This window comes from Pseudomonas sp. GD04158 (assembly GCF_029834875.1).
In the GTDB taxonomy this organism is placed as follows: domain Bacteria; phylum Pseudomonadota; class Gammaproteobacteria; order Pseudomonadales; family Pseudomonadaceae; genus Aquipseudomonas; species Aquipseudomonas hydrolytica.
Genome location: NZ_JAODYT010000004.1, coordinates 13,243 through 25,102 on the forward strand (window position 1 = coordinate 13,243; position 11,860 = coordinate 25,102).

An 11,860-nucleotide genomic window follows, 5' to 3' on the forward strand; every position below is an offset into this window, starting at 1 on the left:
GTGACCATGAATGCGCCCCTGAAAACGCCATTACCCCCAGTCGCCAAGCCGCGCGCAAGCCTTGCGACGCGGCTACCCGACGCGCAAACCCTCGCCACGCTGTTCAAGGCCGGCATCGCTCCGCTGCTGGGTATCCTCGCCTTCATCGGCTTCTGGTCGCTGCTGGCGCAGTACAGCGAGGGCCTGCCCGGGCCTTTGAGCACCTGGCAGGCCGCCCTGGTGCTGTTCGCCGACCCTTTCTACGACAACGGCCCCAACGACATGGGCATCGGCTGGAACATCCTCAACTCGCTTGGCCGCGTCGGCGTCGGCTTCGGCCTCGCCGCGCTGGTGGGCATTCCCCTGGGCTTCGCCATCGGCCGCTTCGCCTTCCTGGCCGGCATGCTGGCGCCGATCATCAGCCTGTTGCGTCCGGTCTCGCCGCTGGCCTGGCTGCCGATCGGCCTCTTGGTATTCGAGGCGGCCGGCCCGGCGTCGATCTGGGTGATTTTCATCAGCTCGATCTGGCCGATCATCCTCAACACCGCCGCCGGCGTGGCCAGTGTGCCGCAGGACTACCTGAACGTGGCCCGTGTGCTCAAGCTGTCGGAGTTCAAGGTGCTGACGCGCATCCTGTTTCCCGCCGTGCTGCCGCACCTGATGACCGGCATCCGCCTGGCCATCGGCGTGGCCTGGCTGGTGATCGTGGCCGCAGAGATGCTCACCGGTGGCATCGGCCTGGGTTTCTGGGTGTGGGACGAGTGGAACAACCTCAACGTCGAGCACATTCTCATCGCCATCATCATCGTCGGCCTGGTGGGCCTGGCGCTGGAGCAGACGCTGCTGCTGATCGCCAGGCGTTTCGACTACGCGAGCTGATAAAGCAGTAGAAGAAACGAATTCAACCCATTGATTTAAATGAAAACATCCCGAATTGAATACGGGAAAGCCTGACACGACTCCCCGGGCAGCCTCCGGGGAACGGGAGAATTGCGATGGACAAGTTCGTGGAGCTGACCGCCGTCAGCAAGCACTTCGACACCAAGAAAGGCCGCTTCCAGGCGCTGGCAGACGTCAATCTGAGCATCGCCCGCGGCGAGTTCGTGGCGCTGATCGGCCATTCCGGCTGCGGCAAATCCACCGTGCTCAACCTGATCGCCGGCCTGCTCGAGGCCAACGAAGGCGGCCTGATCTGCAACGGCCGCGAGATCGACGGGCCCGGCCCGGAGCGCGCCGTGGTGTTCCAGAACCACAGCCTGCTGCCCTGGATGACCTGCTTCGGCAACGTCCACCTGGCCGTGGAGAAGGTCTTCGGCGCGCGCGAAAACAAGGCCCAGCTCAAGGCCCGCACCGAGCAGGCGCTGAACATGGTCGGCCTCAGTCATGCCATGCACAAGCACCCCAACGAGATCTCCGGCGGCATGAAGCAGCGCGTCGGCATCGCCCGCGCCCTGGCCATGGAGCCCAAGGTGCTGCTGATGGACGAGCCGTTCGGCGCCCTCGATGCCCTGACCCGCGCGCACCTGCAGGACGAGCTACTGCGCATCGTCGGGCAGACCCAGAGCACCGTGGTGATGGTCACCCATGACGTTGACGAAGCCGTGCTGCTGTCCGATCGCATCGTGATGATGACCAACGGTCCGGCGGCCACCGTCGGCGAAATTCTCGCCGTCGACCTGCCGCGCCCGCGCGACCGCCTGGCACTGGCCAACGACCCGCAGTATCACGCCTACCGCACCGCGGTGCTGGAGTTCCTCTACCAGCGTCAGCAGCGACCGGCCGCCTGACCTGCTCTGCCCCGAGTGCGACCGTTCGGCTTGCGGTTCGGGGCAGCGTTGAACCATTTGCCGCTTCGGTAGACGAAAGGGGGCTTTCCACTCCCGACCAAGGACTCTACGTGCTCGATCTCACCACCTGGAACCTGTCCGTCCCCACCGACCCAGCCCCGACCACCATCAGCACCACGAGGCTCAACAACGGCTATCAGAGCGGCTATTTCCGCCGCAACGCAGATGGCAGCGTGACCTTCTGGGCACCGGTGACCGGCTCGCCCACCGCCGATGCCAAGTACCCTCGCAGCGAGCTGCGCGAGACGCAGAGCGACGGCAGCCTGAGCAACTGGCAACACGGCAGCAGCGACAGCTACCTCAGCGCAGTGCTGACAGTCGACAGCGTGCCCAGCAAGAACAAGGTGGTGATCGGCCAGATTCACAGCAAGGACGAGCCCGGCAGCGAAAACGACCCGCTGATCAAGTTGCAGTACCACTATCGCAACGGTATCGGCCGCCTGGAGTTGCTGCTGCGCGAGAAACCCGGCGATCACCAGGTGCAGAACATCCTGCTGGCGGAAAACGTGCAGCTGGGCGAACGCTTCGGCTACGACCTGCGCCTGACGCCTACCGGCAAGCTGGGCGTGGCCGTGGTCAGCAAGGACGACGACAAGGGCTCGCTGTACCGCCAGCTCCATCCCTCCTGGGCGAAGCAGCAGCTGTACTTCAAGGCCGGGGCCTACATCCAGGACAACGAAGGCCCCAGCAAGGAAGGCGGCCGAGTGACCTTCTATCACCTCAACACCGCACACCGCTGAACGCCGATTAAGCCTCGCTTAAGGTCGCATCGCTACCTTGCGCGGCCATCTCCAATAAGAAAGGAAATTGTGCGTGCCCAGCCATCCATCGACGCGCCGCGCCGACTCGCTGTACTGGTTCTTCACCTGGCTCGCCGTCGCCGGGCATCTGTCCCGCGCCTTCGACCCGCCGGCGAGCCTCGCCCTGGGGCTGTACCAGCTGGTGTTGCTCGGTAGCTACGCGCTGCTGTTCATCGCTCCTCTGTGGTTGCTGGGCCAGCTTGGCAGCCGGCTGCACCGCGGTCTCGGCCTGACGCTGTCGGTGCTGCTGGCGGGTCTGCTGCAGTTGCTGATCTACGCCGACGGACTGCTTTGGCAGCTGTATGGCTTTCACCTCAACGGTTTCGTCTGGAACATCCTCACCACGCCGGGCGGTATCGCGGCCCTGGGCTCCTCCGAATCGACGCAGAGCGGCTTCGCCCTGATCGCCGCCGCGCTGTTGCTGGGCCAGGCGCTGCTGCGCCTGCTGGCCAGTGCGCTGGCCAGATGGCAACCGCGGCTACCCGCGCCGCGCTGGCTGTGGGTGCTGCCGCTGTTTCTCCTGGCCACGCTGGGCGAGCGCGTCAGCTACGGCGTCAGCCACTTCTACGGCTACAGCCCCCTGCTCGAGACCGCTCAGCGCATGCCCTTCTATCAGCCGCTGACCATGCGCCGCTTCCTCGAGCAACAGCTCGGCCTGCAGCGACCGCAGCGTCTGGAGCTGGAAAACGTCGCACTCAAGGGCCAGCTCAAGTATCCGCAGGCGCCGCTGCGTCTGACGCGCCCGGACAAACCGCTGAACCTGGTGTGGCTGGTGGCCGAATCCTGGCGTGCCGACAGCCTCAACCCACGGGTGATGCCGCAGACCGACGCCTTCGCGGCGCGCGCGCTGCGCTTCGACAGTCATTTCTCCGGTGGCAACGGCACCCGTATCGGCATGTTCAGCCAGTTCTACGGCCTGCCGGCCAACCTCTGGTTTTCGGTACTGGATGCGCGCATCGGCAGCCCGCTCATCGACGTGCTGCAACAGCAGGACTACCAGATGCGCCTGTTCACCAGCGCCAAGTTCAGCTATCCGGAGTTCGACAAGACCCTGTTCGTCAAGGTGCCACCGGCGCAGATGCAATCCTATGACCGCGGGCCGAGCTGGCAGCGCGACCGCAAGAACGTCGACGACCTGCTGCAGTTCATCGACCAGCGCGACCGTGCGAAGCCCTTCATGACCTTCATGTTCTTCGAGTCGCCGCACGCCAACTACGACTTCCCGCCCGAGTCGGTGATCGAGCCGGATTACCTCCCGGACTTCAGCTACGCCAGCATGGACCTAGAGCGCGACATCGACGGCATCTACAAGCGCTACCTGAACGCCGTGCACCACCTTGACGGGCAGATCGCCCGGGTCGTCGACCATCTCGAACAGCGCGGGCTGCTGGACGACACGCTGATCGTGATCACCGGCGATCATGGCGAAGAGTTCATGGACAACGGCCGCTGGGGCCACAACTCCACCTTCGTCGATGCCCAGCTGCGCGTGCCGCTGGTGCTCTGGGTGCCGGGCCGCGAGGCGCAGCGCACCAAGCTGCGCACCAGCCATGTCGACCTGCTGCCAACCCTGCTGCCGCTGCTGGGAGTGAACAACCCGGCGCATGACTACAGCATCGGCCAGAGCCTGTTCAGCCCCAGTTCGCCGCGGCTGCTGGTGGCTGGCGACTGGGACCGCCTGGCCTTCCTCGGCGAACGGCACAAGGTGGTGCTGCCGTTCACCAGCGGCAGTTTCACCGCCCTGCAGGCCAGCCGAGCCGATGATCGGCGCCTGGCGAACGCCGCCAGCGTGCTGCAACAGGCCCTGCCACAGATCCGCAGCGAGCTGCAGGGCTTCAGGCGCTTCCTCGCGCACTGAGCGCCTGTGGCGCGGATGACTCTTCTGCCTGGGAGCAGGCGGCGTACAATCGCCGCCTGATTTTCCACGAGACGCACCATGGCCCGCCTGACCCTAGAATTTCCCGAAGACCAGTACTGCTACAGCACCCAGCTCACCGTGCGGGTCACCGACATCAACGGTGCCAACCACCTGGGCAACGACTCGATGATTTCGATGATCTCCGAAGCCAGGGCGCGCTTTCTCTACGAGTTCGGCATTCGCGAGACCGACGAGGACGGCACCGGCATCATCGTCACCGATCTGGCCACCACCTACCGAGCCGAAGCCCATGCCCGCGACCAGTTGCTGTTCGAGGTCGGGGTGATGGACTTCAACCGCTATGGCGGCGATATCACCTTCCGCATCACCCGCCCGGCCGACGGCACACTGGTGGCCATGGCCAAGTCCGGCTTCGTGTTCTTCGATTACCGCCAGTCGAAGGTGGTGCCGATGCCGGACGCCTTCAGTGCCAAGTTCCCCAAGGTCAATCGGCTCGACTGAGCGGGGTTCCCCATGCGCCAGGCGCACGCTGACGAAGCAGGCCCTGGCAGGAACTTGCACAGTTATTGCTGCAAGCACCGTGACACATCGCCAATCGTCTGCTACGCCTAGGTCAGAACAGAAAAAAGGGGGGATCGAGGATGACCGACACCTACCGCCGTGCCCGTCAGGCTGGGCTGCTGAGCAATCTGCTGGCAATCGCCCTGCTGACCCTGCCGCTACCGACTCACGCAACCAGTATCGCCCAACTGGCCAGCATCGAAGCACGAACTGCACTCAGCTCGCCGCATAGCTGAGCGAAGCACCCGCCCCGTTCGGGTGCATTGACAGCGCAAACGCCTCGTTTTGCGGCAGCCCTGCGCTCGCCGAAATGCCGCAACGCCCCCTATCAGGGCCTTCGATCGGTTGGCCCGGCACTTGCTTAGTCCCTGATACCAGGTAGCCAACGGCGGCCACCTCCCTCACGACAAAGACGTCGCCTCACCCGGCCTTCATGGCCTGCGGTGAAGCGGCGTTTTTTTTCGTGTTCGCCCCAGTGTCCGGGGCCGGCGCAGGCGTCGCGATCCGAGCCTGCACTGCAATCGTTCAACCCTGCTGTGGCCTCGGCCGCAGGGCCCTGCACCACAAGTGCACGGCCTCCCCGGCAGGCGCGGCCGCCGTGTCCACGACCACGGTTTCGCCGCGCCATGCTGGGCTCCTTCTCGCTGATGAGGTGATCGATGAATACAAGTTTCTGGAAAGCCGGCCACGCCCCCACCCTGTTCGCCGCTTTCCTCTATTTCGACCTGAGCTTCATGGTCTGGTACCTGCTCGGCCCGCTGGCGGTGCAAATCGCCACCGACCTCGAACTCAACGCCCAGCAACGCGGCCTGATGGTAGCCACGCCAATTCTCGCCGGCGCCGTGCTGCGCCTGCTGATGGGCTTTCTCTGCGACCGCCTGTCGCCGAAGACCGCCGGCCTGCTCGGCCAGGTGGTGGTGATCATCGCGCTGTTCTGCGCCTGGCAGATCGGCATCGGCAGCTACGAGCAGGCGCTGCTGCTCGGCCTGTTCCTCGGTTTCGCCGGCGCTGCCTTCGCCGTGGCCCTGCCGCTGGCTTCGCAGTGGTACCCACCGCAGCACCAGGGCAAGGCCATGGGCATCGCCGGCGCAGGCAACTCCGGCACCGTCCTGGCGGCCCTGTTCGCCCCGGGTCTGGCGGCGCTGTCCGGCTGGCAGAACGTGTTCGGCTGGGCGCTGATCCCGCTGCTGGCGACCCTGGTGATCTTCGCCCTGGTGGCCAGGAACGCGCCGGAGCGGCCCAAACCCAAAGCCTTCGGCGACTACCTCAAGGCCCTCGGCGACCGCGACAGCTGGTGGTTCATGTTCTTCTACAGCGTCACCTTCGGCGGCTTCATCGGCCTGGCCAGCGCCCTGCCCGGCTACTTCAGCGACCAGTACGGGCTGAACCCGGTGACCGCCGGCTACTACACCGCCGCCTGCGTCTGCGCCGGCAGCCTGCTGCGCCCGCTCGGCGGCGCCCTGGCCGACCGCATCGGCGGCATCCGCACGTTGCTGATGATGTACACCATCGCCTCGCTGTGCATCGCCGCGGTGGGCTTCAACCTGCCCAGCTCGACCGCTGCCCTGGCCCTGTTCGTCGCCGCCATGCTCGGCCTCGGCGCCGGTAACGGCGCCGTGTTCCAGCTGGTGCCGCAGCGCTTTCGCAGGGAAATCGGCGTGATGACCGGGCTGATCGGCATGGCCGGCGGCATCGGCGGCTTCTTCCTCGCCGCCGGCCTCGGCACCATCAAGCAGCACACTGGCGATTACCAGCTGGGCCTGTGGCTGTTCGCCAGCCTCGGTGTGCTGGCCTGGATCGGCCTGCACGGGGTCAAGCAGCGCTGGCGCACCACCTGGGGCAGCGCCGCGGTCACCGCCGCGCGGGTGTGAGCGAGTTCTCGACGACCAGCCACACTCCGTAGGGTGCGCCGCGCGCACCAGCGATTTGCGTCGAGCCTGGTGCGCACGGCGCACCCTACGGTCCAAAGATCTACGGAAACTGCATCATGGCCCTGCAACTGAGCATCGGCGAAACCAGCGCCATCGGCCCGCGCAGCGAGAACCAGGATGCCCTGCGCGTGGTCACCCCGGCGCCGGCCCTGGCCGCCAGCAAGGGCTATCTGCTGGGCCTGGCCGATGGCGTCAGCCAGTGCGCCGACGGCGGCCTGGCGGCGCGCGCCACCCTGCAGGCGCTTGCCCTGGATTACTACTCCACGCCGGAAACCTGGCCGGTGCAGCACAGCCTGGACCGTCTGCTCACCGCGCATAACCGCTGGCTACAGGCCAATGGCGGCGGCCAGCCGCTGCTCACCACCCTCACCGCCCTGGTGCTGCGCGGCCGCCGCTATACCCTGGCGCATATCGGCGACAGCCGTGCCTACCTGTGGCGTGACGGCCACCTGCTGCGCCTGACCGAGGACCATGTCTGGGAACAGCCGGGCATGCAGCACGTGCTCAAGCGCGCCATGGGCCTGGATCAGCACCTGGTGGTGGACTACCGCGACGGCGAGCTGCAGGCCGGCGACCGCTTCCTGCTGGTCAGCGACGGCGTCTGGGCCTGCCTCAGCGACAAGCGCATCGGCGAGTTGCTACAGGGCGCCGATGCCCAGGCGATCTGCCAGGCACTGGTCGACGAGGCGCACCGTGCCGGCAGTCAGGACAACGCCAGCGCCCTGCTGGTGCAGGTCGAGCAGCTCCCGGAAGCCGCGCTGGCCGACACCCTGGCCCAGCTCGAGCATTGGCCGCTGCCGCCGCGTCTGCGCGACGGCCAGGAGTTCGAGGGCTGGCAGGTCGAACGGCTGCTCGGCGAATCGCGCCAGTCGCTGATCTACCGGGTGCGCGATACCGACAATCAGCCCTGGCTGCTCAAGACCCTGCCGGCCAGCCGCGCCGGCGAGGAACAGGCCGGCCCGGCGCTGCTGCAGGAGGAATGGTTCCTGCGTCGCGTCGCCGGCCGCCACTTCCCCGAGCTGCACGCCCTGCCGCAGCGTCAGCACCTGTATTACGTGCAGCGCGAGTACGCCGGCCAGACCCTGGCCGCGCGCCTGCAACAGCATGGCCCGCTGAGCCTGGCCGACTGGCAGGACCTGGCGCCGCGGCTGATCAAGGCGCTCGGCCTGCTGCACCGGCGCAATATCATCCACCGCGACATCAAGCCGGAGAACCTGCTGCTCGGCGACGACGGCGAACTGCGCGTGCTGGACTTCGGCCTGACCTACTGTCCGGGCCTGACCCGCGACGAGGCGCATGCCCTGCCCGGCACCCCCAGCTATATCGCCCCGGAAGCCTTCGCCGGCAGCCCGCCCAGCGCCCAGCAGGATCTCTACGCCGCCGGCGTGACCCTCTACCACCTGCTCACCGGTCACTATCCCTATGGCGAGGTCGAGGCCTTCCAGCACCCGCGCTTCGGCCAGCCGCCCCCGGCCAGCCGCTATCGCCCGGACCTGCCGGCCTGGCTCGACGAGGTGTTGAACCGCGCGGTAGCCGCTGCCCCGGCGCAGCGCTTCGAAACCGCCGAGGAATGGCTGCTGGCCCTGGAAAGCGGCGAGCGCCAGTCGCTGAACAACCGTCCACGACCGCTGCTGGAACGCGAGCCGCTGTTGGTCTGGCGCACGGTGGCGCTGGTGTCGCTGCTGCTTAACCTGCTGCTGGCGCTGCTGCTGCTCAAATAGTCCCACTCGCACCAAAGCAGCGCAAAACGCCTCGCAAAGGTGCACGAGCCCCGTCCGGCAGATACGCCAAGTCGCTGAAAAGCCAGGAAAACCGAGCTTCGAGAAAGTTGGCACAGGCACTGCATTGTTACTGGCAGCAAACACATAAAGCGCGACCTTCAACGAAGAAGGCTGCACTTCCCGATAGAACGGGACCTGGACAAAGGCGTCCTCGCTAGGTGACTAGCGGGACGCCTTTTTTGTTTCTTTTCCACCGTGATTTTTCAGGAGATGGCCGGCATGCAAAAACTCAAGCTGGTGATGATCGGCAACGGCATGGCGGGTGTACGCACCCTCGAGGAGCTGCTCAAGCTCGCCCCCGACCTCTACGACATCACCGTGTTCGGCGCCGAGCCGCACCCCAACTACAACCGCATCCTGCTCTCGCCGGTGCTGGCCGGCGAGCAGACCTTCGAGGAGATCGTGCTCAACGATCTGAACTGGTATGCGGAGAACGACATCAAGCTGCTGCTCGGGCGCAAGGTGGTCAAGATCGACCGCAAGCAGCGCCTGGTCATCGCCGATGATGGCAGCGAGGCCGAGTACGACCGCCTGCTCATCGCCACCGGTTCCAACCCCTTTATCCTGCCGATTCCGGGCAAGGACCTGCAGGGCGTGATCGGCTACCGCGACATCGCCGACACCCAGACCATGATGGACACCGCCAAGACCCACAAGCACGCGGTGGTCATCGGCGGCGGCCTGCTCGGCCTGGAGGCGGCCAACGGCCTCAAGCTGCGCGGCATGGACGTCACCGTGGTGCACCTCGGCGACTGGCTGCTGGAGCGCCAGCTGGATCGCACCGCTGGCGAGCTGCTGCAGAAGTCCCTGGAAGACCGTGGCCTGAAGTTCCTCCTGCCCAAGCACACCGCCGAACTGCTGGACAATGGCGAAGGCCGTGTCTGCGCGGTGAAATTCAAGGACGGCGAGGTGATTCCCGCCGACCTGGTGGTGATGGCCGCCGGTATCCGCCCCAACACCGAACTGGCCGAGAGCGCCGGCATCGCCTGCAACCGCGGCATCCTGGTCAACGACACCATGCAGACCTTCGACCCGCGCGTTTACGCCATCGGCGAATGCGCCAGCCACCGCGGCATCGCCTACGGTCTGGTGGCGCCGTTGTTCGAGCAGGCCAAGGTCTGCGCCAATCACCTGGCCCAGCTCGGTTTCTCCCGCTACCAGGGCTCGGTGACCTCGACCAAACTCAAGGTCACCGGTATCGACCTGTTCTCCGCCGGCGAATTTATGGGCGGCGAAGGTACCGAGACCATCACCCTCTCCGACCCCATCGGCGGCGTGTACAAGAAGCTGGTGATCAAGGACGACGTGCTGGTCGGCGCCTGCCTGTACGGCGACACCGCCGACGGCGGCTGGTACTTCCGCCAGATCCGCGAGAGCCACAACGTCAGCGAGATCCGCGACCATCTGATGTTCGGCGAAGGCGCCATCGGCGACGTCGGCCACCAGGGCGCCGACAAGACCGCCAACATGCCCGACAGCATGGAAATTTGCGGCTGCAACGGCGTGTGCAAGGGCACCATCGTCAAGGCCATCCAGGAGAACGGCCTGTTCTCGGTCGACGAGGTCAAGAAGCACACCAAGGCCGCCAGCTCCTGCGGCTCCTGTGCCGGTCTGGTCGAGCAGATCCTGATCAGCACCGTGGGCGGCGCCGCCGACGTCAAACCCAAGAGCGAGAAGGCCATCTGCGGCTGCTCCGACCTCAACCACGGGCAGATCCGCAAGGCCATCCGCGAGCAGCACCTGACGTCCATGGCGCAGACCATGGCGTTTCTCAACTGGAGTACGCCCAACGGCTGCGCCACTTGCCGCCCGGCTCTCAACTACTACCTGATCTCCACCTGGCCGGGCGAGGCCAAGGACGACCCGCAGTCGCGCCTGATCAACGAACGCGCCCACGCCAATATCCAGAAGGACGGCACCTACTCGGTGGTGCCGCGCATGTGGGGCGGCGTGACCAACCCGTCCGAGCTGCGCCGCATCGCCGATGTGGCCGACAAGTACAACGTGCCCATGGTCAAGGTCACCGGCGGTCAGCGCATCGACCTGCTGGGCATCAAGAAGGACGACCTGCCGGCCGTGTGGAAGGACCTGGACATGCCCTCCGGCCACGCCTACGGCAAGTCCATCCGCACGGTGAAGACCTGCGTCGGCATTGAGTTCTGCCGCTTCGGCACGCAGAACTCCACCCAGCTCGGTATCGACCTGGAGCATGACCTGTTCAACATGTGGTCGCCGCACAAGGTCAAGCTGGCGGTCTCCGGCTGCCCGCGCAACTGCGCCGAAGCCGGCATCAAGGACGTCGGCATCATCGGTGTGGATTCCGGCTTCGAGATGTACATCGGTGGCAACGGCGGGATCAAGACCGAGGTCGCCGAGTTCTTCGTCAAGGTGAAGACCGCCGAAGAAGTGCGCGAATACAACGCCGCCTTCCTCCAGCTGTACCGCGAGGAGGCCTTCTACCTGGAGCGCACCGTGCACTACATGCAGCGCGTCGGCATGGAGCACATCAAGAAGGCGGTGCTGGAAGACGAAGCCAACCGCAAGGCCCTGGCCGCGCGCCTGCACTACGCCCTGTCGTTCGAGCAGGACCCGTGGAAGGAGCGCATCGAGACGCCGCAACTGAAGAAAGAGTTCGACACCATCAAGGTGGTGCAAATCGAGGAGGCCACCGTATGAACTGGCTGGATATCTGCGCCCTGGACGAAATCAACGTGCTCGGCTCGCGCATCGTCAGCGGTCCCAAGGGCGACATCGCCATCTTCCGTACCGCTGCCGACGAGGTCTTCGCCCTCGACGACCGCTGCCCGCACAAGGGCGGCCCGCTGTCCCAGGGCTTGATCTACGGCAAGCGCGTGGCCTGCCCGCTGCACAACTGGCAGATCGAGCTGGAGTCCGGCGAGGCCGTGGCGCCGGATGTGGGCTGCGCTCACCGGCACCATGCCCGGGTCGAGAACGGCCGCGTGCTGCTGGCCCTGAACCAGGCCGAAAAGTGCGCATAGAACTGTAGGAGCCAGCTTGCTGGCGATGCCTTTCGCGACCTGGATCGCCAGCAGGAACTCAGCGTCCCCCCTAGCTCCTACAG

The 11,860-nt window shown here is 65.9% G+C and carries 10 protein-coding genes; all 10 read left to right on the forward strand.

Annotated features, from left to right (window positions below):
- The first annotated feature begins 6 nt into the window (after positions 1-6).
- The 10 genes from ntrB (at position 7) to nirD (ending at position 11,777) form a co-directional block, all read left to right on the forward strand.
- Complete coding sequence (gene ntrB / locus N7333_RS02620) at positions 7-858, forward strand: nitrate ABC transporter permease (RefSeq protein WP_036986784.1); 852 nt, start codon at positions 7-9, stop codon at positions 856-858.
- Between the two features lie 116 nt (positions 859-974).
- On the forward strand, positions 975-1,766 hold the full coding sequence (locus N7333_RS02625; RefSeq protein WP_129482430.1) for an ABC transporter ATP-binding protein: 792 nt from the start codon (positions 975-977) through the stop codon (positions 1,764-1,766).
- A gap of 110 nt (positions 1,767-1,876) precedes the next feature.
- On the forward strand, positions 1,877-2,566 hold the full coding sequence (locus N7333_RS02630; RefSeq protein WP_129482429.1) for a polysaccharide lyase family 7 protein: 690 nt from the start codon (positions 1,877-1,879) through the stop codon (positions 2,564-2,566).
- 73 nt (positions 2,567-2,639) lie between these two features.
- On the forward strand, positions 2,640-4,484 hold the full coding sequence (locus N7333_RS02635) for a sulfatase-like hydrolase/transferase (RefSeq protein ID WP_129482428.1): 1,845 nt from the start codon (positions 2,640-2,642) through the stop codon (positions 4,482-4,484).
- Between the two features lie 78 nt (positions 4,485-4,562).
- Positions 4,563-5,006: a thioesterase family protein gene (locus N7333_RS02640; RefSeq protein WP_003240052.1), complete on the forward strand. Its 444-nt coding sequence runs from the start codon at positions 4,563-4,565 to the stop codon at positions 5,004-5,006.
- A gap of 140 nt (positions 5,007-5,146) precedes the next feature.
- On the forward strand, positions 5,147-5,302 hold the full coding sequence (locus N7333_RS02645; RefSeq protein ID WP_012018515.1) for a hypothetical protein: 156 nt from the start codon (positions 5,147-5,149) through the stop codon (positions 5,300-5,302).
- 423 nt (positions 5,303-5,725) lie between these two features.
- Positions 5,726-6,937, forward strand: a complete 1,212-nt coding sequence (locus N7333_RS02650; RefSeq protein WP_129482427.1) for a nitrate/nitrite transporter — start codon at positions 5,726-5,728, stop codon at positions 6,935-6,937.
- A gap of 116 nt (positions 6,938-7,053) precedes the next feature.
- Positions 7,054-8,718, forward strand: a complete 1,665-nt coding sequence (locus N7333_RS02655; protein ID WP_129482426.1) for a bifunctional protein-serine/threonine kinase/phosphatase — start codon at positions 7,054-7,056, stop codon at positions 8,716-8,718.
- Between the two features lie 279 nt (positions 8,719-8,997).
- Positions 8,998-11,454, forward strand: a complete 2,457-nt coding sequence (gene nirB / locus N7333_RS02660; RefSeq protein WP_129482425.1) for a nitrite reductase large subunit NirB — start codon at positions 8,998-9,000, stop codon at positions 11,452-11,454.
- The gene (gene nirD / locus N7333_RS02665) at positions 11,451-11,777 is read left to right on the forward strand and encodes a nitrite reductase small subunit NirD (protein ID WP_012018511.1); all 327 of its coding nucleotides are present in this window, start codon (positions 11,451-11,453) and stop codon (positions 11,775-11,777) included. Before nirB ends, nirD begins: the two co-directional genes overlap by 4 nt.
- Positions 11,778-11,860: the final 83 nt, after the last annotated feature.

Bases quoted from the DNA above. Each gene is read 5' to 3' on its own strand.
- N7333_RS02655 (WP_129482426.1), top strand. From the start codon at position 7,054: ATGGCCCTGCAACTGAGCATCGGCGAAACCAGCGCCATCGGCCCGCGC.
- N7333_RS02640 (WP_003240052.1), top strand. From the start codon at position 4,563: ATGGCCCGCCTGACCCTAGAATTTCCCGAAGACCAGTACTGCTACAGC.
- nirD (WP_012018511.1), top strand. From the start codon at position 11,451: ATGAACTGGCTGGATATCTGCGCCCTGGACGAAATCAACGTGCTCGGC.
- nirB (WP_129482425.1), top strand. From the start codon at position 8,998: ATGCAAAAACTCAAGCTGGTGATGATCGGCAACGGCATGGCGGGTGTA.
- N7333_RS02625 (WP_129482430.1), top strand. From the start codon at position 975: ATGGACAAGTTCGTGGAGCTGACCGCCGTCAGCAAGCACTTCGACACC.
- N7333_RS02645 (WP_012018515.1), top strand. From the start codon at position 5,147: ATGACCGACACCTACCGCCGTGCCCGTCAGGCTGGGCTGCTGAGCAAT.
- N7333_RS02650 (WP_129482427.1), top strand. From the start codon at position 5,726: ATGAATACAAGTTTCTGGAAAGCCGGCCACGCCCCCACCCTGTTCGCC.
- ntrB (WP_036986784.1), top strand. From the start codon at position 7: ATGAATGCGCCCCTGAAAACGCCATTACCCCCAGTCGCCAAGCCGCGC.